The sequence below is a fragment of the Marinicauda algicola genome, assembly GCF_017161425.1.
Taxonomy (GTDB): Bacteria; Pseudomonadota; Alphaproteobacteria; order Caulobacterales; family Maricaulaceae; genus Marinicauda; species Marinicauda algicola.
This window is the reverse complement of the sequence record NZ_CP071057.1, coordinates 1,880,577-1,902,300: the sequence shown is the minus strand read 5'-3', so window position 1 is coordinate 1,902,300 and position 21,724 is coordinate 1,880,577. Positions and strand designations below refer to the sequence as shown.

Annotated in this window: 13 protein-coding genes; 6 read left to right on the top strand and 7 right to left on the bottom strand. The window is 68.7% G+C overall.

What is annotated here, in order from left to right:
• Window positions 1–78: 78 nt before the first annotated feature.
• Complete coding sequence (locus JW792_RS09535; RefSeq protein ID WP_135995944.1) at window positions 79–1,608, bottom strand: alkaline phosphatase; 1,530 nt, start codon at window positions 1,606–1,608, stop codon at window positions 79–81.
• Between the two features lie 140 nt (window positions 1,609–1,748).
• Here JW792_RS09535 and JW792_RS09530 point away from each other — a divergent pair, with 140 nt between their 5' ends.
• Together JW792_RS09530 and JW792_RS09525 are read left to right on the top strand one after the other, a co-directional pair.
• Entirely contained in the window at window positions 1,749–2,645 is an 897-nt protein-coding gene (locus tag JW792_RS09530; protein WP_135995945.1) for a diacylglycerol/lipid kinase family protein, read from the top strand.
• 3 nt (window positions 2,646–2,648) lie between these two features.
• A complete protein-coding gene (locus tag JW792_RS09525; RefSeq protein ID WP_135995946.1) occupies window positions 2,649–3,479 on the top strand; it encodes a metallophosphoesterase family protein in 831 nt (276 codons plus the stop codon).
• Between the two features lie 38 nt (window positions 3,480–3,517).
• Here JW792_RS09525 and JW792_RS09520 read toward each other — a convergent pair whose 3' ends face one another.
• The 6 genes from JW792_RS09520 to JW792_RS09495 form a co-directional block, all read right to left on the bottom strand.
• Complete coding sequence (locus JW792_RS09520) at window positions 3,518–5,191, bottom strand: serine hydrolase domain-containing protein (RefSeq protein ID WP_135995947.1); 1,674 nt, start codon at window positions 5,189–5,191, stop codon at window positions 3,518–3,520.
• Between the two features lie 136 nt (window positions 5,192–5,327).
• A complete protein-coding gene (locus JW792_RS09515) occupies window positions 5,328–7,409 on the bottom strand; it encodes a M13 family metallopeptidase (RefSeq protein ID WP_135995948.1) in 2,082 nt (693 codons plus the stop codon).
• A 189-nt stretch (window positions 7,410–7,598) separates the two neighbouring features.
• Window positions 7,599–9,632, bottom strand: a complete 2,034-nt coding sequence (locus tag JW792_RS09510; protein WP_135995949.1) for a M13 family metallopeptidase — start codon at window positions 9,630–9,632, stop codon at window positions 7,599–7,601.
• Window positions 9,633–9,704: 72 nt separating this feature from the next.
• Entirely contained in the window at window positions 9,705–12,923 is a 3,219-nt protein-coding gene (locus JW792_RS09505; RefSeq protein ID WP_135995950.1) for an efflux RND transporter permease subunit, read from the bottom strand.
• A gap of 41 nt (window positions 12,924–12,964) precedes the next feature.
• Window positions 12,965–14,236 (bottom strand): efflux RND transporter periplasmic adaptor subunit, encoded by a 1,272-nt coding sequence (locus JW792_RS09500; protein ID WP_135995951.1) that lies wholly within the window; start codon window positions 14,234–14,236, stop codon window positions 12,965–12,967.
• Between the two features lie 43 nt (window positions 14,237–14,279).
• Window positions 14,280–15,662 (bottom strand): efflux transporter outer membrane subunit, encoded by a 1,383-nt coding sequence (locus JW792_RS09495; protein ID WP_135995952.1) that lies wholly within the window; start codon window positions 15,660–15,662, stop codon window positions 14,280–14,282.
• A 185-nt stretch (window positions 15,663–15,847) separates the two neighbouring features.
• Between JW792_RS09495 and JW792_RS09490 the strand changes: the two genes are divergently transcribed.
• The 4 genes from JW792_RS09490 (at window position 15,848) to pstB (ending at window position 21,700) form a co-directional block, all read left to right on the top strand.
• Window positions 15,848–17,281, top strand: coding sequence for a sensor histidine kinase (locus tag JW792_RS09490; RefSeq protein ID WP_135995953.1), 1,434 nt, complete (start codon window positions 15,848–15,850; stop codon window positions 17,279–17,281).
• A 165-nt stretch (window positions 17,282–17,446) separates the two neighbouring features.
• Window positions 17,447–19,141, top strand: a complete 1,695-nt coding sequence (gene pstC / locus JW792_RS09485; RefSeq protein WP_135995954.1) for a phosphate ABC transporter permease subunit PstC — start codon at window positions 17,447–17,449, stop codon at window positions 19,139–19,141.
• The gene (gene pstA / locus JW792_RS09480; protein WP_135995955.1) at window positions 19,134–20,876 is read left to right on the top strand and encodes a phosphate ABC transporter permease PstA; all 1,743 of its coding nucleotides are present in this window, start codon (window positions 19,134–19,136) and stop codon (window positions 20,874–20,876) included. Before pstC ends, pstA begins: the two co-directional genes overlap by 8 nt.
• The gene (pstB, locus tag JW792_RS09475; RefSeq protein ID WP_135995956.1) at window positions 20,870–21,700 is read left to right on the top strand and encodes a phosphate ABC transporter ATP-binding protein PstB; all 831 of its coding nucleotides are present in this window, start codon (window positions 20,870–20,872) and stop codon (window positions 21,698–21,700) included. Before pstA ends, pstB begins: the two co-directional genes overlap by 7 nt.
• Window positions 21,701–21,724 lie beyond the last annotated feature (24 nt).

The window sequence follows — 21,724 nt, the reverse complement described above, 5'->3', positions numbered from 1 at the left end:
GATCTCGTGGGTTCGAAGTCGGCGCCGGTTTAGCCGCTCGCGCGATCAGGGGGAAGGGGAGGGGTGCGGGAGGCGCCCCTACTCCCACCCATAGGCGTAGGCGATGATGTGGAACAGCGTGTGCTGTTCCATCACGCCGGAGACGAGATGGGCCTGCGGGCCGGTTGCGTAGGCGATGACGTCCTCGCCCGAATGGGTTTCCGAGCCCATCGGCACGGCGCTCTCCTGCTGGTAGTCCGGATCGAGCACCTGCTCCTGGGTCAGCACGCCGCTCGCCGGGCGCTGGTGCGGGCCGGTGTAGTAGCCGAGCGTGGTGTAGGGCCGGCCGTCCCGCGCGGTTTCCGGCGGGGTCGGGTCGTCGGAGAGGTCGGGCGCGGCCGGGTGGACCAGGCCCAGGATCGGGTTGCCGCGGCGCGGATAGCCGGCGATCGAGAAGACATGGCCGTGATCGGCCGTCACCAGGATCAGCGTCTCGGAGAGGTCGACCATCTCGCTCGCGCGTTCGATGGCCTGTGCGAACTCCTGCGCGTCGGCGAGGGCGCGCGCCGCGTTGGTGCCGTGATGGGCATGATCGACGCGGCCCGCCTCGACCAGCAGGTAGAAGCCGTCCTCGTCGCCGGACAGGCGCGAGATCGCGGCTTCCGTCAGCTCGGTCAGCGAGGGCTCGCCCTGCGGCCGGTCGAGCTCGTAGGGCAGGTGGGAGCTGGCGAACAGCCCCAGGATGGGCGCCTCGCCCTGGAGGGCCGCGGTGAGTTCCTCGCGCGTGGCGACATAGTCCCCGCCCGCGGCTTCCCATTCCGCGGTGAGGTCGCGCCCGTCGGTGCGCAGGCCGCCGGCCGCTTCGGGCAGGAAGGCGGCGCGCCCGCCGGCGAGCGTGACCTCGATCCCGTCGCCATGGGCGAACTCGGCGAACTGGCGCGCGATGTCGCGGCAGCCCGCGGCTACCGCCTCGGGCGGCAGGGCGGCGTCGGTCTCCCAGCCCCGGCTCGGCACGTGGGCAAAGGCCGTCGCGGGCGTGGCATGGGTCAGGCGCGCGCTCGACACGATGCCGGTCGACAGGCCGCGCGCCTCGGCCATTTCCAGCAGCGTCGCGGGCAGCTCGGCGTCCGGCCCGCAGGCCTCCAGCGTCTGGCGGGCATAGACCGAGATCGCGCCGGAATGGGTCTTCACACCGGTATGGATCGCGCTCGCCGTCGCCGCGCTGTCGGGAACCTGCGCGTTCTCGGAATAGGTCTTGATCGTGGCCGTGTTCCCCCAGCGCTCGAAGGGCAGGTAGTGCTCCTCTCCGGAGAGGCCCCGGCTCTGGCCGTCATAGATGCGCGCCGCGGTGATCGTGGTCAGGCTCATCCCGTCGGCGATGAAGACGATGACGTTCTTCGCCCGGCCGGAATTGAGCGGGCGGTTGATCCGCTCGGCGAGTTCGGCCTGGGCCATGTTGCGCCACTGCGCTCCGGTGCCGGTGTGCTCGACGGCTTCATAGGCCTCGGCTGCGCGGGGCGGCGTCGGCCCGTAGGGGCTCTCCGCGTCGCGGCGCAGATCGATCGGGCTGCCCGCGCAGGCGGCAAGGGCAAGGCCGGCGGCGGCGGAGAGGAGGAGGCGGAGCGTCATGAAGGGACCTCGGATCGTTGCGGGGGCTCGCCTTGGCCCCATAGCCGAAAAATGTGACGCTTGCACACATTCATGGCGCGCCGGTCACCGCTTGGAACGCTGCCGAGGATCGATCGGCAGGGAGGATTCGTTATTCGGCCATGACGACATCCATGGTCTTGCTGATAAATCCGGGGGCGGGATCGGTGCCGGCGCAGCCGGAGGCCGGATTCATCGCGCGCCTGAAGGACGCCGCGGGCTGGGTCGACACGATCGAGGTGCGCACGATCGACGGCGAGTTCGAGGAGACGGTCCTGCATTCCTGCCGCGAGCGGCCGGACTATCTCGCCATCGCCGGCGGGGACGGCACGGCCCGCGCCGTGTGCGAGACGCTGGCCAAGCGGGGCCTGTCCTGCCGCGTGATCCCCTTGCCGCTGGGCACCGCCAACTTCCTGCCGCGCCGGCTCTACGGCGATCGCGACGCCTACAGCGTGCTGCGCCAGGCGGGCGGATATGACGAGGTGCGCCTGCATGCCGGCGAGGTCGATGGAAAGCTGTTCTTCGTCTCCGCCTCGGTCGGCTTCCTGACCCGCTTCGCCGAGGCGCGCGAGACGGTTCGCTCGGACGGGCTCCTGCGCAGTTTCGGCAAGACCGTTCGCCAGGTCCGGGCCGGCTTCGAGTCGCTCTTCTCGACGCGGCTGAGCCTCTACGCGGACGGCGAGGATCGGCGCTACACGAAGAGCCGCGCCGTGCTGCTGGCGCCGGGCGGGGTGACGACCATGTTCGGCGCCGATCGCTCCGAGCCCGGCAAGGCCAAGCTCGAGGTGGTCGCGGCCGATCCGCGCCATGTGCGTGAAGCCGCCGCCCTCGGCGTGCGCGCCCTGATGGCGCAGTGGCGCGACCATCCGCGCATCGACGCGCGCTGGGTCGGGCGCTTGAAGGTGGAGGGGCGCGACCGCCTCGCCGTCATGCTCGACGGCGAACCCTTCCACATGGACTCGCCGGCCGAATTCACCCTGAAACCGGAAGCCGTGTGTTTCCTCACCGCGAACGGATGAGCGATGACGAAGATCATGCATATCGCCGACCTGCATTTCGGCCGGGAGGACGAGCGTCTCGTCGAGGCGCTGGCCGAGAAGGAGCAGGAACTCAGGCCCGATGTCGTCGTCGCCTCCGGCGACCTGACGACCTTCGGGCGCCGGCGCGAGTTCGCGGCCGCGCGCGAGCTGTTCGACCGCTTCGACGCGCCGGTGGTCGCCTCGCCGGGCAATCACGACGTGCCCTACGCCAACATGTTCTCGCGCCTGGTCTCGCCCTGGCGGCGATTCCGGCGGCGCATGGGCGACACGATCACCGGCAGCTATGCCGACGACGACGTCGCGATCGAGAGCCTGGAGACCAGCCGGGGCGCGCAATGGCGCCTCGACTGGTCGCTGGGCAAGGCCCGGCCCGACCAGGCGCGCGAGATCGCCGGGCGGCTCGAGAGCAACTCGCCGCAGGGCCAGCTCAAGGTCGTGGTGTGCCACCATCCGCTGGTCGCGCCCGGCGGCATGACCGGACGGGCCAAGACCCGGTTCGGCGAGGAGGCGGCCGACATCTTCATCAGGGGCGGGGCCCATCTCGTCCTGACGGGGCACATGCACCAGGTCTTCGCCCTGTCCGAGCGCCATGGCGACCACGTGTGCTGGTTCGTTTCGGCCTCGACGGCCTTCTCCATCCGCACCCGCGACGAGCCGGCGGGCTTCAACCTCCTCACCGCGGAGGAAGACCATTTCGTCATGGATATCTATGTCGCGAACGAGGAAGGCGGGTTCAAGCAGTACGAACGCCGCCACCTCACCCGCAAGGAAGCCGAGATCGTCCCCGAGCATCCCGGCGAGCCTGGGATCTGAACAGAGCGCCGCCGGCCAGCCGACCGGCGGTCGCGGAGCTATTCCATGTGCTCGGCGCGCATCTCCCGCCCGGCCTGGTGGATGGTCAGCGCCGGAACCCTTCCGTCCTCGAGCGTGAAGACAATGCGCGCGTCCACCCCCTCGACGCTGAACTCGGTCTCGCTCAGGGCCCGGATGGGCAGGGCGGGCTGGCCGGTCAGCTGCGTGGTCAGGCTGCCATCCTCGCCGGGGGCGATCGTGACGACCGCGCCGCCGAGCGCATACTGGCCGAGATAGCGCTCCAGCGTCTCCCAGGCGACATCGACCGTTTCGGGTTCGTCCGGGACCGGTCCGGTACGCACCGCCCGCTCGGCCTCGACCGCGCCGCTCTGATGCATCAGCATGACGTGGGCGCCGTCCCCGGCCCGTTCGATCCGGAACCAGGTCAGGCTGTCGGGTCCGTAGAAGAAGCGGTCGCCGTCGGCCGGGAAAACCTCGCTGCGCGATCCGCCCGAGCGCAGCGTGTAGAGCTGGCCATCGCGCGCGAAGAACTGCCGCGTGCCCGCCTCGCCCTCGATCGTGTAGACGCCGAACATGGCCTCGAAGGCTTCCGCCGGGATGTCGGCCGCCTCGAAGCTCGGATAGGGGTCGCCCAGGGCAAGACCGGCCAGCCGGCGCATCATCACGCCCGGTCCGGTCTGCGGGCTGTCGGAATTGGCGAAGACGGCGACGAAGAGATCGGCCTCGGGCACGTAGATGCTGTCGGTGCTGAAGCCGAATATCCCGCCGCCATGGCCGACCGCGTCGCGCCCGCGGACTTCGGTCGGCGCGATGCCGAAGCCGTAATCGACCACCTCGCCGCCGGGAAGCTCGGTCGGCGCGATCATTTGCGCATAGCTCACCTCGCCGATGATCTCGCCCCCGTGCAGGGCGTGCGACCAGGCGGCGACGTCCTCGACCGAGCCGACGAGCGCGCCGGCGGCATGGGGCACGCTCATGTGGATCCTCTGCGCGGGCCGGACGCCGTCCTCGCCCCGGGTGTACCCCTCGGCCATCGCGGCGATCTCGTCTTCTTCCTCGCCATAGCGCAGGGTGTCGAGACCGAGCGGTTCGGCGAAGCGCTCCGCCACCGCCTCATGCCAGGGCTTTCCGGTCACCGCCTCGATCACGGCGCCGACGAGGACATAGCCCGAGTTGTTGTAGGCCCAGGCCTCGCCGGGCGCGGACGGGGCGGGCAGGTCGGCGAAGACGGCGATCATCTCGTCGGTCGTGTAGGGACGGTTGGTGTTCTCCTCCACCATCCAGCCGGGAATGTTCGTGTAGGACTGGATGCCCACCGTGTGGTTCAGAAGCTGACGCACCGTGGCGCTCGCGCCGGGCTCGGGGAAGTCCGGCAGATGATCCGACACCGTGTCGTCCAGTGAGAGGGCCCCTTCCTCGGCGAGTTGCAGGATGAGGGCAGCGGCGAACTGCTTGGTGATCGAGCCGAGCCGGAAGACGGTGTCCGGCGTGATCTCGCGGCCGGTCTCCAGATCGGCAAGGCCCTGGCCAGCGGCGAAAACGGTCTCTCCGCCGTGCGTGACGATCACCGCCGCACCGGGGCCGTCGGCCGGATAGGCCTCGTCGAGGAGGCGGGCGGCATCGGCCCGCCAGGTCTCGGACGGTGCGTTCTGGGCGAGGGCCACGCCCGGGGCCAGAGCCAGCAGGGCGGCGGACAGGGCGATCGTCTTCATCGGGTTCTCCTTGTGGGGACCGGCGCAGTCTGCAGATCGATGCTGCGGATCGCGGTGCCGGATGCAGTCGGGCTGCAGCAGGACAAGAAAAAAGCCGGGTCCGTTCCGGACCCGGCTTCGGTTCAGGGCCGCAGGCCTACCAGATCGAGACCCGGTCCTCCGGCGCGATGTAGAGCGCGTGCTCCTCGGTCACGCCGAACGCGTCGTACCAGGCGTCGATGTTTCGAACGACGCCGTTGATCCGGTACATGCCCGGCGAGTGGGGACCGTTGACCAGCTGCGCGCGCAAGGCGTCGTCGCGGTACATGATCCGCCAGACCTGGGCCCAGGCCAGGAAGAAGCGCTGGTCGCCGGTGAAGCCGTCGATGACCGGCGCTTCGCCGCCTTCGTAATTGGCCTCGACATAGTTGCGATAGGCCGTGTAGGCCATCTGCATGCCGCCGAGATCGCCGATATTTTCGCCCAGCGCGAGGCGGCCGTTCACGCACAGCTCCTCGAACGGGCAGAACTCGTTGTACTGCGCGACGAGCCCGTCGGAGCGCTCGATGAAGCGCTCGTTGGTCTCGGCCGTCCACCAGTCGCGCAGGCGGCCCTCGGCGTCGTAGCGCCGGCCCTGGTCGTCGAAGCCGTGGCCGATCTCGTGGCCGATCACCGCGCCGATGGCGCCGTAGTTGATCGCCGGGTCGGCGTCGGGATCGAAGAAGGGCGCCTGCAGGATGCCGGCCGGGAAGGTGATCTGGTTCTGCAGCGGGTTGTAGCTCGCATTGACGATCTGCGGCGGCCAGCTCCACTCGCGCGGGTCGACCGGCTCGGCGAGGTCTTCCAGCTGCTCGTTCCAGGCCCACTCGGCCATCCGGATGCGGTTGCCGAAATAGTCGTCGGCCGAGATCTCCAGCCCGTCATACTCGTCCCAGATCTCCGGGTAGCCGATGCGCGGCTCGAAGGTGGAGAGCTTCTCGAGCGCCTCGGTCCGGGTCTCCTCGTCCATCCATTCCAGCGTCTCGAGCCGGCCGCGGAAGGCGGTGATGAGATTGTCGACCAGGCCTTCCATCTGCGCCTTCGAGCTCGGCGGGAAGTGGCGCTCGACATAGATCTGCCCGACCGCGTGGCCGAGCGCGCCGCCGACCAGGTTCACGCCGCGCTTGTTGCGCGGGCGCTGCTCTTCCTGGCCGCGCAGCGTGCGCCCGAAGAAGTCGAAGCTCGCCTCGTCGAAGGCGGATGGCAGCCAGTCGGTCCGGTCGTTGATGAAGTGGAAGGCCATGTAGTCGCGGATCGTCGCGATGTCGGTCTCGGCGAAGATCTGCGAGGTCGCCTCGATCGCGCTCGGCTGGATGACGATGACCTCCTCGACATCGAGGCCCAGCGCGTCCATGCCTTCCTCGAAATGGAAGCTCGGCGCCAGGGCGGCGAGATCGGCGACGCTCATCGGATTGTAGGTCTCGGTCACCTCGCGCGAGCGTTCGCGTGTCCAGTGGGCTTCCGCGATGCGGGTCTCCAGCGCGAGGATGGCGTCGGCCTTGGCCTCGGCGTCTTCGATGCCGGCGAGTTCGTGGATCGTGACGATATAGTCGCGATAGGCGTCGCGATACTCGACGAAGCGCGCGTCCTCGGAGAGGTAGTAGTCGCGGTTCGGCATGCCGAGCCCGCCCTGGAACAGGCGCAGCGCGTTGACGTCCGGATTGGCCGGGTCGGCCCAGACCGCGAAGCCGTACGGGCTCTGATGGTGGACCGAGTTGAACAGCGCCGCGGCGTCCGCGAGCGTCTCGATGGCAGCGATCTCCTCGAGGAAGGGACGGACCGGTTCTAGGCCGGCCGCCTCGATCGCGTCGGCATTCATCCAGCTCTGGTACAGATCGCCCACCAGCTGGGTATTCGAACCGGGTTCGCCGGCCGCGGCCTGGGCCTCGGTGATGATCGCCTCGACCTGGTCCTCTGCCTCGAGCGAGAGCAGGGTGAACATGCCATAGCTCGAGCGGTCGGCCGGGATCTCGGTCGACGCCAGCCAACCGCCATTGGCATACCGGTTGAAATCGTCGCCCGGCGCGATCTCGGCGTTCATCCCGGCAGTGTCGAAGCCGAACGTGCCGAACCGCGGCTCGGCGGCGGCGGTCTCGGTGGCGGCCTGCTCGGTTCCCCCAGCCGTGCCGTTGCCCGGCTCGGGCGCGCCGCAGGCGGCCAATGCGATGAGCGCGGCACCGCTCAGCAAGAGATGTCTCATGGTCGTCTCCTCGAACTATCCCGTTGGCGCTCACGACCCCCTGCCATGGCGCGATGTCGGGGGTGAGACTAGCGGGCCTTCGGCCCGGTGCAAGCCTGCCCGTGAGCAACGAAAAAGGCCGGATGCGGCAAGGGGCGCGCCGCATCCGGCCTTGATGCCGCCACCCCGCGGGGCGGCTGCACTAACGCTCTACCAGATGGAGACTCGCGCTTCCGGCGGCAGGTAGAGCGCATCGCCTTCCTCCACGTCGAAGGCGGCGTACCAGGCATCCATGTTCCGCACGATGCCGTTCGTGCGGTATTCGCTCGGGCTGTGCGGGTCGGTGATCAGGCGCTGGCGCAGATTGTCCTCGCGGTAGAGGCGCCGCCAGACCTGGGCCCAGGCCAGGAAGAAGCGCTGATCGCCGGTGAAGCCGTCGATCACCGGCGCCTCGCCGTTCTCGTAATTGGCGTCGGCAAAGTCGCGCCAGGCCGAGTAGGCCATCTCCATGCCCCCGAGATCGCCGATATTCTCGCCCATGGTGAGGTTCGGGTTCACGCACTGGCCTTCGATCGGGCAGTACCGGGCGTACTGCTCGCCGAACTCGGCCGCCTTCTCCTCGAAGCGGGCATTGGTCTCTTCGGTCCACCAGTCCCGGATGCGGCCTTCATGGTCGAAGCGCCGGCCCTGGTCGTCGAAGCCGTGGCCGATCTCGTGGCCGATCACCGCGCCGATGGCGCCGTAATTGATCGCCGGGTCGGCGGCCGGATCGAAGAACGGCGCCTGCAGGATGCCGGCCGGGAAGGTGATCTGGTTCAGCAACGGGTTGTAGCTGGCATTGACGATCTGAGGCGGCCAGCTCCATTCGCGCCGGTCCACCGGGCCGGCGAGGTCTTCCAGCTGCTCGGCCCAGAAGAACTCGTTCATCCGCATCCGGTTGCCGAAATAGTCGTCGGCCGCGATCTCCAGCCCGTCATACTCGTCCCACTTCTCCGGATAGCCGATGCGCGGCTCGAAGGTGGAGAGCTTCAGCAGGGCCTGCTCGCGCGTCGCCTCGTCCATCCAGTCGAGATTGTTCAGCCGGTCCTCGAACGCCGTGAGGAGATTGGAGACCAGCCCCTCCATCTGGGCCTTGGACGAGGGCGGGAAATGGCGCTCGACATAGATCTGGCCGACCGCGTGACCGAGCGCGTTGCCGATCAGCTCCGCGCCGCGTTCGCTGCGCGGGCGCTGCTCCTCGATGCCGTTCAGTGTCGTCGAGAAGAAGTCGAAGCTCGCCTGGTCGAAGGCGTCGCCGAGCCAGGATGCCCGGTCGGACAGGAAGTGGAAGCTCATCCACGCCTTGACCGTGTCGAGATCGGTATTGCGGAAGATCTCCGCGCTTTGCCCGATCGCGGAGGGGGTGGCGACGAGATATGCGTCCAGCCCGCCCAGGCCGAGGCGCTCGAAGCCGTCGATCATGTCGAGGCCGGGGGCGAGCTCGGCAATCTCGTCCGGGGTCATCATGTTGTAGATCTGCTGGATGTCGCGCTGGCGCTCCTGGGTCCAGTGCGCCTCGGCGATCGCGGTCTCGAAGTCGAGGATCGCCTGCGCCTTCGCGGCGCCGTCCTCGATGCCGGCGAGTTCGAAAATGCGCGCGATATAGTCGAGATAGGCGGCGCGGAACTCGGCGAAGCGCTCCTCCTGGCTCAGGTAATAGTCGCGGTCCGGCATGCCGAGGCCGGACTGGCTCACGAAGACGGTGTAGCGCGTCGTGTCGGCCGGGTCCGGCAGGACACCCGCCGACCAGGGCGCGACGTAATGGACCGTGGCGAACAGGTCGGCCGCCGCGTCGTGGGTCTCGACCGAGGCGATCTCGTCGAGATAGGGCCGGGCCGGCGCGAGGCCGCGCGCATTGATCGTCTCGGCATCCATCCAGCTCTTGAACAGGTCTCCGACGAGCTGTGCGTTGGAGCCGGGCCGGGCCGCGTCGGCAGCGGCTTCCTCGATGATCGCCTCGACCTGTTCGTCGGCCTCGATGGAGAGCGCGGTGAACATGCCGAAATTGGAGCGGTCGGCCGGGATCTCGGTGGTCTCGAGCCACGTGCCGTTGGCATAGCGGTAGAAGTCGTCGCCGGGATCGATCTCGGAATTCATGCCCGAAGTATCGAAGCCGAACGTGCCGAAGCGCGGATCGGCATCCTGGGCGAACGCCGCGGTGCCGGCGAGGCTGAGTATGGTGGTGGTGAGCAGCAGGCGTCTCATTCGGGTATCCTCCCCTGGATGAAGAATGAAAGAGTCCGGGGCGGGCAGATGCCCGCCCCGGCGAGGTCATGCCTATTCGGCGGGTTGGCCGGCAGCATGGCCGACATCGATCTCCTCGCCCTTGGTCGAGACGTGGCCGGAATAGCTCGACCCGATCCCGGGCAGCTTCTGGCCGGTCCACAGCCCCACCACCGAGCGGCGCACATCGACGCCGACGGCGTAGAGGGCGGGCACCAGGAACAGGGTCAGGAACAGGGCGAAGATCACCGCGAAGCCGAGCGCGATCACCATCGGTTTCAGGAACTGCGCCGCGGTCGAGCGTTCCGCGATCATCGGCAGCACCCCGATGAAGGTCGTCACCGTCGTCAGCAGGATCGGGCGGAAGCGCTGCACCCCGCCGTCGACCAGGGCCTGGAAGGCGCCCACGCCGCGATCGCGCAGCCGGTTGATGAAGTCGACGAGCACGAGATTGTCGTTGATCACGATGCCGGCCGCCGCCCCGATGCCGAAGCTCGAGAACATGGCGAAGGGCACTCCGAGCAGGAGATGGCCGAACACCGCGCCGGCGAAGGCGAAGGGAATCGCCGTCATGATCAGCAAAGGCTGCCAGTAGGAGCCGAAGGCGACCGCCAGCAGCACGTACATCAGCGCGATCATGACGAGTTGCAGGTTCATCACCTCGGCGATGAACTCCTGTTCGCCCTGGGCATCGCCGATGGCCCCGATCGAGACACCCGGATAGCGCTCCTCCCATTGCGGGAAGAAGGTCTCGTTGAGTTCCTGGCGGATCTGGCGGGCGGCATCGGGATCGGTCAGCTCCGCGCTCACCGTCACGGTGCGCTGGCGCTCGCGGCGCTGGATCCGGTTGATGCCCGGCGCGAACTCGGCCTCGGCGACCGCGGCGAGCGGGACCTCCCGGCCGTCGGCCGTGCGGATGCGCAGATTGTTGATCGCATCCAGGCTGTTCCGCGCCTCCCGGGGGTAGCGCACCATGACCCGCACGTCCTCGCCGTCGCGCGGCAGGCGCTGGACCTCCTGGCCGTAGAAGGCCTGGCGGACCTGCGTCGTCACGTCGTTCAGCGTCAGGCCGAGCGCGTGCGCGTCGGGCTTGAGCGACAGGCGCAACTCGTCGGCACTGGTCTGCAGGTTGTCGACGACATCGTAGGTCGTCTCGTAGGAGCGCAGTCTTTCCTTCAGGTCCGCCGCCGCATCGCGCAGCACGTTGAGGTCCTGGTGATTGATCGCGAACTCGATCGCCGGGCCCTGCTGGTTCAGCGTGGAGTCGAAGCGGATCTCCTCGGCGTCAGGCACCGGGCCGAGCGCATCGCGCAGGCGCTGGGCGACCTCGGCGGTGGGCAGGTTGCCCGGCCGGTCCTCCGGCGGCGCGATGTTGATCCAGGCGCGCACGCTGCCATCGGTGGCGAGCGTGGAGCGGTTGATCAGCATGTCGCGCTCGCCGGGGAATTCCTCGCGATAGGCGGCCTGGACCACTTCCTCGGCATGGTCGAGACGGGCGCGGATCTCCTCGGTGCGAGACCAGGGCGTGCCCTCGGCGAGCTGGATGTTCACACGGATCAGGTCGCTCTCGATCTCCGGCATGAAGCGCGCGGGCACGCGTCCGGTCGCCATCAGCACGATCGCCAGGGCGAACACGCCGATGAACAGCGCGATCGTGGCGTAGCGCTGGCGGATCGAGAAGGCGAGCAGCGGGCCGTACACGTTGCGTGCAAAGCTCGTCAGGCTGTCGGCCAGACCCGATTGCAGCTTGATGAACGGTCCGAAGAAGCCGTCCGTCTTCTGCGGCCCGATATGGGAGAGGTGGGCCGGCAGGATGAGGAGGGATTCGATCAGCGAGAAGGCGAGCGCCGTGATGATGACGATTGAGATCTGGCCGGTGAACTGCACCTCCGGGCCGGACAGCATCATCCAGGGCGCGAACGCCATCATGGTGGTGATCACCGCGAAGATCACCGGCTTGGCGACCATCTGCACGCCGACGACGGCGGCGGTGAGGCCTTCCTCGCCGCGTTCCACGCGGTTGTGGATGTTCTCGCCGACGATGATGGCGTCGTCCACGACCACCCCGATCACGATCAGGAAGGCGAAGAGCGACAGGAAGTTCAGCGTGATGCCGAGCATCGGCAGCACCATGAAGGCGCCGGCGAAGGCGACCGCGATGCCCACCGTCACCCAGAACGCCACGATCGGGCGCAGGAACAGGATCAGGACCAGGAGGACCAGGCCGAGGCCCATCAGTGCGGAATTGCCGATCACGGTGAGCTGGGAGTTGAACTGGTCGGCCCCGTCCCACCATTCCGACAGCTGGACGGAATCCGGCAATTCCTCGTTCTTGCGCTCCATATAGGCCTTCAGCCCGTTGGAGACGGTGATGATGTCCGAATTGCCCGTGGAGCGCACGGCGATGATCACCATCTGCTGGCCATTGAAGGTGGCGTTGAGATTGGCGTCGGCGAGATTGTCGATGACCGTGGCCACGTCGCCGACGCGGATCGTGCCGCCTTCGGGGGTCTGGCGCACCACGATGTTCTCGAACTCCTCGCGGGTGTCGGCGAGCTCGCGCGCGGTGATGCGCACGTCGCCGAGATCGGTGCGCACCGACCCCGCGGAGGTGTTGATCGAGGAGTTGGCGATGGCGCGCGCGACCTCGGAGAAGGTGATGCCGTAGCGGCGCATGCTCGCCTCGGACACCTCGATCGCGACCTCCTCGGGCAGGACGCCCATGATGTCCACGAGCGAGACCTCGGGTACGGTCGTGGAGACCTCGTCGCGGATTTCCCGCGCGATGCGCTGCAGCTCGCGCCGGTCGATATCCCCGTGCAGGGCGAAGCCGGCGATCTGGTCCTGGTTCATCCACTGGCTGACGATCGGGCGATAGGCGTCGCGCGGCAGGTTGTTCACCGTGTTCACGCGGCGCTCGATCTCGTCGACGAACCAGTCCTTGTCCACGCTCGACTTGCCCTCGACCCAGACGCGGGCGGAGCCCTCGCTGGCGGTGGCGGTGATCTCCTCCACGCCGTCGAGGTCGGACAGCGCCTCCTCGATGCGCACGATGATCTGCTCCTCCACGTCCTGCGGCGAGGCGCCCGGCCAGGACATGGAGATGGTCGCGCCCGGGAAGGTGGCGGCCGGGTTGTTCTCCCTCTGCATGGAGAAGAAGCCGATCACGCCACCGATGAGGGCGATCATCATCAGGAGGTTCGCGGCGACGGAATTGCGCGCCCACCAGGCGAGAATTCCGCGATGTGTCTGCTCTTCAGGTCTCTGGACCATGGTGTGCTCCTTGACGCGTTTGCTCGGGTGCGCGGCCGGGCTCAGCCCGCGCGCGCCACGGTGGCGGCGTCTTCGCCGGTGGTGTCGGATTGGCTCTCATCCTCGGGCTCGCTCGGGCCGAAGCCGTCGAGCGGCTCGCCGTCCGGGCCGAGCGGGGTGATGCGCATGCCCTCCGCCGCGGCGCGGATGGGCGAGATCACGACGTGCTCGCCCTCCTGAACGCCCGAGGCCAGGACGACCTCGTCGGAATTGGCGTCGATCACCTCGGCGGTGCGGATGGAGAGCGTGCCGTCGCGGTTGGCGACATAGATCTCGTTCTCCCCGCGCAGCGCGCTGCGCGGCAGGACATAGGCGCGCTCGATCGCGCGGCCCTCGATCGCCGCCTCGACGAACAGGCCCATGGCAAGCGGCGCACCGGCCGCCTCGGCGGCACTCCCGTAGGGATCGTCCACCTCGACGATGGCGTAGAGCGTGCGGGTCTGGGGATCGATGGCGCTGTCGGTGCGCACCACCTCGCCCTGCCACTCGCGGCGTTCGCCGGCGAGTACCGCCGACAGGGTCACGTCCGGACCGTCGACCTCCTCGCTGGCCTGGAAGGCGAGCGGCATGCCGAGCGTTTCCAGCTCCGAATCGCTGAGCGGCAGGCGGATTTCCGCCTTGCCGGTGGAGAAGACGCGCCCGATGCGCGTGCCCGGCCCGACATACTGGCCGAGATCGGCCAGCTTGGCGCGCACGCGCCCGTCGAACGGGGCGGAGATTCGGGTGCGCGACAGGTTGAGCCGCGCCTCGGCGAGGCTCGCCTCGGCCGCGGCGAGCTGGGCGCGCGCCTCTTCGAGCTGGGGTACGCGCAGGGTGAGCGGGGAGGCCTCCCCTTCGCCCAGCGATTCCCATTCCTCGGCGGCGAGTTCGGCCTCGGCCTCCTCGCGGGTGAGCTGCTGGCGGCGCTGGGCGACGAGCGCCTCGGCGCGGGTCACGGCCAGGCGGTAATCGGCGTCTTCCAGGCGCACCAGCGTCTCGCCGGCGCGGAAGAAGCCGCCCTGGACGAAGTTCGGCGCGACGTAGTCGATCCGCCCCGCGACCTGCGCGGTGAGATCGATCTCCGTCAGGGGACGGACCTCGCCCTGCGTGCGCACGACGAGCTGGACCGGCTCGGCCTCGGCCTGCGCGACGAAGACGGCGGAGGGACGGGGTTCTACCTCGGCGCGCTCGGGTTCGGGCTTCGTGGCGAAGAGCACCGTGAAAAGGACGATGAAGAGGGCGCCGACCAGAAGGGGGGCGCCGAATAGGGTCAGACGACCGACAAGCTTGCTCATGACCAACCTCGTTTCTTTTTTCTGTATTCGCTCTGCAGGCGTTCTAGTTGCTGGCGCCGGTGATGCCGCCGCCGGCGGCGAAGTCCCCGGCGATGGCGAGATGGAGATCGACCCGGTTGGCGGCGCGCTCGCGCCGGGCCGTGATCAGCTGGGCTTCGGCATTGATGAGGCGCGTCTGCGCGTCGATCAGCTCGAAGATCGTGGCGACGCCGCTGGCATACTGGCGCTCGACCAGGTCGAGCGCGGCCCGGGCCTCGCTCTGGGCGACGATCAGGGCCTCCACGCGCTGCTCCAGCGTGTGGTCGGCATGGATCGCATCCTCGGCCTCGCGCAGCGCGGTCAGCGCGGTATCGACATAGCGGGCGGCAAGCTGGCGGGCGACGGCCTCGGTGCGGTCGCGCTCGGCACGCAGGGCGCCGCCGCGGAAGATCGGCGCGAGGATCGAGGCCGAGACGGTCTCGACGAGGAAATCGGGATCGAGCAGGTCGCCGGCGTCGGAGACCTGGTTCGACGCCCCGCCGCCGATCGACAGGCCCGGATAGAGCGCCTTGCGCGCGGCGGAGGCCGAGTAGCCGGCGGCGGCCAGGCGCGCCTCGGCGGCGACGATGTCGGGCCGGCGTTCGATCAGGGTCTGCGGCGTGCCGGGCTCGGGCAGCGGTGCCAGCTGCGGCAGGCTCCCGGCATGGGAAATGGTGTTGCCCGGATAGCGCCCGAGCAGGGCTTCGAGCGCGCGCGCGGAGGCGGCCTCGAAGCGTTCGCGGCTGGCGAGCGTCGCCTGGGAAATGGCCAGCGCCGAGCGGGCCGTTCTCACGTCGGAGGAGCGTGCCACGCCCCGTTCGAAGCGGCGCTGGACGATTTCCAGCTGCCGGGTGCGCGTGTCGACATCGCGCTGGGCGAGTTCGGTCTGCTCGCGCGCCTCGATGAGGGCGAACCAGCTCTTCACGGTGGCGCCGGCGATGGTCAGCCGCGCGCCGTACAGATCGGCCGCGGCGGCCTCGGCGCCGAGCGCGCCGGCGCGCGCCTGGTCGGTCAGCCGGCCCCAGACGTCGACCTGCCAGGAGAGGTTCAGCCCGAGGCTGTATGTCTCTCTCGAGCCGGTCGGGGTATCGCTGGCGCTCGCGCCCGAGCTCGCCTCGACCGAGGGCAGACGGCTCGCTCCGGCGGCGCGTGCGGAGGCGCGTGCCGCCGCCAGGCTTGCCTCGGCAGCCTCCACCGTTGGATTGGCGGCGAGTGCCTCGGCGATGAGCGCGGTGAGCGCAGGGTCGCCGAATCCGGCAACCCAGTCGCCGGGCGCGGGCAGCGCCTGCTCCGGCTCGGACCGGAACTCGCCCGGTGCATCGAGCACAGGCGGTTGTGCGAGATCGGGCACCCCGGCACAGGCGGCGAGGGTGAGGGACGCAGTTATGAGCAGACTCTGCCGGAGCAAGGGCCTCTCCTTTATGTTGTTTTCTTAATCGACCGTCGCCGACCCTATCGCGGCAATCCCGAAAGTCAACAAACTTTTATCGAAAAACGCTAAAAATCTCTCGAATTACAGAAAATTCATCTTGGCAGTGTGGAAATGTGACAACCCCATACCGCGCCGTCATGAACACATGTTATCTACCGTTCATGGCATCAACTCGAGACAAGGCTTCGCACTGGTCCAAGCCGCCGCCCGACCGGCCGCGGCGTCGGGATGTCGCGGCGACCTGCGGGCTGGGGGTGCTGATCCTTGCCGTGCTGCTCGCGGCGGGCACGATCGACTTCGCCCCGTTTTTCGGGGCTTCCCTGGCGCTCGCGGCGCTTGCCTTCGTCTATTACCTGACCGCGATCACCTCCGCCCAGCCGCAGGTCGAACCGGCGGCCGTCCGGCCGATGCGCCCGGCCGGCGCGGAGGTCGCCGAGCTGATGCTCGAGCGCATATCCGTGCCGGTCCTGTTGATCGGGGTGGGCGGGCGCATCGAGCGGGCCAACCCGGCGGCGCGCGCGTTCCTCGGCCTGGGCGCGGAAGGCGGCCTGCTCTCGGCGAGCCTGCGTCAGCCGCGTGTTCTCGAGGCGGTGAGCGCCGCGCTGCGCGGGGAAAAGGGCCAGTCGGTGGAATATTCCACCCTGGCCCCGATCGAGAGCCATGTGCGCGCCTTCGTCGAGCCGATCCGCCTCGACCTGCCCGGACCGATGCCGTGGCGGGCCATGCTGGTGCTGGCCGACGATACGTCCTCCAAGCGCGCCGAACGCATGCGCGCCGACTTCCTCGCCAATGCGAGCCACGAACTGAGGACGCCGCTCGCCTCGCTTTCGGGGTTCATCGAGACGCTGCGCGGGCCGGCGCGTGAGGACCCGGACGCGCAGGAGCGCTTCCTGTCCATCATGTACGATCAGACCGAGCGGATGCGCCGGCTGATCGACGATCTCCTGTCGCTGAGCCGGGTGGAGATGAACGAGCACCTCGCCCCGTCCGGGGAGGCCGATCTCGCCGAACTCGCGCGCGAGGTCGTCAATGCGCTGTCCCCCGTGGCCGAGCCGCGCGGCATCTCGCTCGAACTGCGCCGGCCCGACGGACCGGTCCTGGTGCAGGGCGAGCGCGACCAGCTCTACGAGGTGATCGAGAACCTGGTGGAGAACGCCTTGAAGTATTCCGAGGACGCTGGCCGGGTGTGTATCAGCGTTCACGGCGGGCTGACGCGCGACGCTTCGGAACACGCCGAGACGCGGATATCGGATGAGTCCGGCCGGCTGACCATCGCCGCGCCGCCGCTGAGCACCGATTCGCGCTACGGCGTCGTGCGTGTCCAGGACCGGGGCAAGGGAATCGACAGGCGCTACCTGCCGCGCCTGTCGGAGCGCTTCTTCCGAGTCGGCGGACAGAAGAGCAGCCCCACCTCCGGCACCGGGCTTGGCCTTGCCATCGTCAAGCATATCGTGACGCGCCACCGCGGCGGCTTCACTGTGGAAAGCGCACCGGAGAAGGGCTCGGTCTTCTCGGTCTTCTTCCCGATGCGGCAGGCGGCGCAGACGGGCGACACCGCATCGCGTGAGCCCGGCAGGGGCGAGGCGGCGGAATAGGCTGTCACCAGACAGGCCCGCGGGTGTCACAAAACCGTAGCAGACCTGTCATATTTCGTAAGCCGATCCTCTTCATGGTCCGCCGCGCCCGAAAGGGCCCCCTGCGCGTGGATGTCCCGTGGGCATGCAGGCGCGGTTCCCGATCGCGACGCATTCGGACGATTCATGCAGGTATCCCTGTTCACCGCGCTGATCTTGCTGGTCCTGACCGCCGTCGGCTTTCTCGTCGGGCGCCGGCGCGCGCTCGCCGTGAGCGAAGGGCGCCCGGCCCGGCTGCACTCCCTGCCGAGCTATTACGGCTATTACATCGCCCTGTGGACCGGCGCGCCGGCCTTCCTGCTGCTCACGCTCTACGGCATGTTCGGCGCCGATCTCGTCAATTCCCTCGCCCTGTCCGAACTGCAGCGCGCCGCCGCACCGCTCGAGGCGCGCTACGAGCAGGAGATCGGCCAGGACGAGCAGATTGCCGCGCTGCAGGCGGAACTCGCCAGCATGCGCGGTCAGGCCGGGCGCGCCGAGGAGGCGCTCGCGGACGGGCGGCAGATGCTTGCTGCCGAGGCAGGCTTCCCGGCGCAGGCCCCGGCCGAACGCCTGTCGGCGGCATCCTCGCAGGCGAACGCGCTCGCAGCGGAGATCGAGGCGCGGCGCGAGGCGCTTGCGCAGACCGTGCTGGAAAGTGCTGAAGACGCGTCCGCGCGCGCCGGCTTCCTCTACGAGCGTCTCGGTCCGGAGCGACGGCAGGTCATGGTCCGGGATGCACGCGCACTGGCCTTCGAGGAAGGGGTGGCAAGCCAGGACACCCCGGAGGTCCGCGCGCTCGCCAGCGCGCTGCGCCCTTACGAGCAACTGTTCAAGTATGCCATCGGACTGGGGGCGCTCGCCATCGCGATCGGCGGGCTCAGCTATGCCCGCGGCCGCGTCTCGGCGAGCTTCCGCGCGCGCAACCGCGTCGAGCGGGCGATCTCCTTCGTGCTCCTGTGCGCCTCGGTGATTGCCGTGGCGACGACGGTCGGAATCGTCCTGTCCCTGCTGTTCGAGTCGATTCGCTTCTTTTCCGCCATCGACTGGCGCGTCACCGAGTTCCTGTTCGGCACGCAGTGGAGCCCGCAGATCGCGATCCGCGAGGGCCAGATCGGCCAGTCCGGCGCCTTCGGCGCGGTGCCGCTGTTCGCCGGCACGGCCCTGATCACCCTCATCGCGATGATCGTGGCCGTTCCGGTCGGCCTGTTCGCGGCTATCTACCTGTCCGAATACGCCGGGCCGGGCCTGCGCGCCTGGGCCAAGCCCGTCCTCGAGATTCTCGCCGGCATCCCCACGGTGGTCTACGGCTTCTTCGCGCTCCTCACCGTCGGGCCGCTCCTGCGCGACGCGCTGCTCTTCCTCGGCTACGAGGACGCGGTCACCCAGAGCGCGCTCGCGGCCGGTCTGGTGATGGGCGTGATGATCATCCCCTTCGTCTCATCGCTCGCCGACGACGTCATCAACGCGGTGCCCCAGTCCCTGCGAGACGGGGCCTATGCGATGGGCGCCACCAAGTCGGAGACCGTGCGCCAGGTGGTGATGCCGGCCGCCCTGCCTGGCATCGTCGGCGCGGTGCTGCTGGCGATTTCGCGTGCGGTCGGAGAAACCATGATCGTGGTGATGGCCGCCGGCCAGGGCGCCAACCTGACCGCGAACCCGCTCGAGAGCGTGACCACGATCACCGTGCAGATCGTCATGCTGCTGACCGGCGACCAGGAATTCGACAGTCCGAAGACCCTCTCGGCCTTCGCGCTCGGCCTCGTGCTCTTCGTGCTCACCCTCATCCTCAACATCATCGCCCTGCGCGTGGTGCAGCGTTACCGGGAAAAATATGACTGACGCGCCCGACCAGAGCTCGATCCGCGCCGCCGTCGAGCGCCGCCTCGCCCGCCGCCACCGGGCAGAGCGGCGATTCCAGGCCTATGGCATCGGCGCGATCGCGCTCGCCGTCGTCTTTCTCGTCGTGCTGATCGGTTCGATCGTGCTGCAGGCCATCCCCGCCTTCACGCAGTACACGCTCACCCTGCCGGTGACGATCCAGGAGGAGATGGCCGACCCGCAGGGAGATCGCAGCGAACAGTCCCTGCGCGCGGGCAGCTATAATCGCCTGCTGCAGCTGTCCCTGCAGGACCAGTTTCCTTCCGTCACGGGGCGCAGCGAGCTGCGCGAGCTGTTCGGCCTCTACACGGCCGTGAATGCCGCGACGCTGCTGCGCCAGGTGGTGGAGAATCCCGATCTCGTCGGAGAGACGATCGAGTTCTCGATGCCGATCTCCGACGATGCGGACCTCTATCTGAAGGGTCTGACGACGGGCGAGCGCTTCATCGGGCACCAGACACCGATCGAACTCGTCCTGGACGGCGGCGACGCCACGCTGACTGCACAGGCGCCGGTCTTCGAGCCCTTCCTCGCCGGGCTGCGCGAGGACATCGTGGCGGCCGCCGAAGCGGCCGAGGCGCGCGCGAGAGATGCCGCGGCCCGGGCCGAGGCCGCCGTCACAGAGGACGAGCGCGCCGCCGCGCAGGCCGAGGCCGAACGCGCCCGCGTCGAGGCCGAGGCCCTGCGCGCGCGCCTCGAAGAGGGCGCGGAAATCGCGCTGGGCCCGCAGATGGCGAGCCTCATGGTGCGTGCCGGCGACGGGGTGGTTAAGATCGAACGCATCTTCGATGGAGGCCGCACGGCCGAAGGCACGGTGCTGATCGCGCCGGACGCCGCCGGTACCCTGTCCAGCTGGACCGAATGGCGTCTCGAGACGCCGCCGGCCGGCCGGCGCATCTCCGATGCGCAGATCGTGTGGACACGTGTGCTCGAGGAGCGCGGCCTGGTCACGAGCGGACCCAACTGGCTGCTCTTCACCAACGCCGACAGCCGGGAGCCCGAGCTCGCCGGCGTGCGCGGCGCGATCATCGGCTCGGTACTGACGATGATCGTGACCATGCTGATGGCGGTCCCCGTAGGGGTCGGCACGGCGATCTATCTGGAAGAGTTCGCGCCGAAGAACCGCTTCACCGATCTCATCGAGGTCAACATCAACAACCTCGCCGCAGTGCCTTCCATCGTCTTCGGCCTGCTGGGCCTTGCAGTCTTCATCAATCTGTTCGGCATGCCGCGATCGGCCCCGCTGGTCGGCGGCTTCGTGCTGGCCTTGATGACGCTGCCCACCGTCATCATCTCTTCGAGAGCGGCGCTCAAGGCCGTGCCCCCCTCGATCCGGGAAGCCGCGCTCGGCGTCGGGGCCTCGCGCACCCAGGCGGTGTTCGCCCACGTGCTGCCGATGGCGATGCCCGGCATCATGACCGGCTCGATCATCGGCCTGGCCCAGGCGCTGGGGGAGACCGCGCCGCTCCTGATGATCGGCATGGTCGCCTTCATCGCCGACCCCCCGACGCTCGGCATGAGCGGGCTGACCGAGCCGGCGACGGTGATGCCGGTCCAGATCTTCCTCTGGTCGAGCGGCGCGGAGCGCGCCTTCGAGGCCAAGACCGCTGCGGCGATCCTGATCCTGCTCGTCCTCATGGTGCTCTTCAATGCGGTCGCGATCTATCTGCGCCGCCGCTTCGAACGGAGATGGTAAGCGTGAACGATACTGCCCAGACGCGCGCGAACGAGGCGACCGTCTATCACGACGATCCGCTGCCCGGCCCGGTCAAGGTCGCGACCGAAAAGGTCACCGTGACCTATGGCGACAAGGCCGCGCTGCACGGCGTCTCGATAGAGATTCCCGACCGGTCCGTGACGTCCTTCATCGGCCCGTCCGGCTGCGGCAAGTCGACCTTCCTGCGCTGCATCAACCGCATGAACGACACGATCGAGACCGCCAGGGTGGCCGGCTCGGTGAAGATCGACGGCGAGGAGGTCAATGCCCGCTCCGTCGATCCGGTCGTGCTGCGCGCCCGCGTCGGCATGGTGTTCCAGAAGCCGAACCCGTTCCCGAAGAGCATCTACGACAATGTCGCCTACGGGCCGCGCATCCACGGCCTCGCTTCCGGGCGCGACGAGCTCGACGCGATCGTGGAGGAGAGCCTGAAGAAGGCCGGGCTGTGGAACGAGGTCTCCGACCGTCTCGGCGCGCCGGGCACCTCGCTGTCGGGCGGCCAGCAGCAGCGCCTCGTCATCGCGCGGGCCATCGCGGTCAATCCGGAGGTCATCCTGATGGACGAGCCGTGTTCCGCGCTCGACCCGATCGCCACCGCGCGCATCGAGGAGCTGATCGACGAGCTGCGCGAGAACTACTGCATCATCATCGTCACCCACTCGATGGCCCAGGCCGCGCGGGTGAGCCAGATGACCGCCTTCTTCCACCTCGGCCATCTCGTCGAGTACGGGCCGACCGAGGCGATGTTCACAAACCCGCACGACAGCCGCACCCAGGACTACATCACCGGCCGCTTCGGCTGATCACACCCGAGCCGCGCGCCAGAA

Excerpts from the sequence above, each read along its gene's own strand:
- JW792_RS09535 (WP_135995944.1), bottom strand. The coding sequence starts at position 1,608 with ATGACGCTCCGCCTCCTCCTCTCCGCCGCCGCCGGCCTTGCCCTTGCC.
- JW792_RS09510 (WP_135995949.1), bottom strand. The coding sequence starts at position 9,632 with ATGAGACGCCTGCTGCTCACCACCACCATACTCAGCCTCGCCGGCACC.
- JW792_RS09530 (WP_135995945.1), top strand. The coding sequence starts at position 1,749 with ATGACGACATCCATGGTCTTGCTGATAAATCCGGGGGCGGGATCGGTG.
- JW792_RS09515 (WP_135995948.1), bottom strand. The coding sequence starts at position 7,409 with ATGAGACATCTCTTGCTGAGCGGTGCCGCGCTCATCGCATTGGCCGCC.
- pstB (WP_135995956.1), top strand. The coding sequence starts at position 20,870 with ATGGTAAGCGTGAACGATACTGCCCAGACGCGCGCGAACGAGGCGACC.
- pstA (WP_135995955.1), top strand. The coding sequence starts at position 19,134 with ATGACTGACGCGCCCGACCAGAGCTCGATCCGCGCCGCCGTCGAGCGC.
- JW792_RS09500 (WP_135995951.1), bottom strand. The coding sequence starts at position 14,236 with ATGAGCAAGCTTGTCGGTCGTCTGACCCTATTCGGCGCCCCCCTTCTG.
- pstC (WP_135995954.1), top strand. The coding sequence starts at position 17,447 with ATGCAGGTATCCCTGTTCACCGCGCTGATCTTGCTGGTCCTGACCGCC.
- JW792_RS09490 (WP_135995953.1), top strand. The coding sequence starts at position 15,848 with ATGGCATCAACTCGAGACAAGGCTTCGCACTGGTCCAAGCCGCCGCCC.
- JW792_RS09525 (WP_135995946.1), top strand. The coding sequence starts at position 2,649 with ATGACGAAGATCATGCATATCGCCGACCTGCATTTCGGCCGGGAGGAC.
- JW792_RS09520 (WP_135995947.1), bottom strand. The coding sequence starts at position 5,191 with ATGAAGACGATCGCCCTGTCCGCCGCCCTGCTGGCTCTGGCCCCGGGC.
- JW792_RS09505 (WP_135995950.1), bottom strand. The coding sequence starts at position 12,923 with ATGGTCCAGAGACCTGAAGAGCAGACACATCGCGGAATTCTCGCCTGG.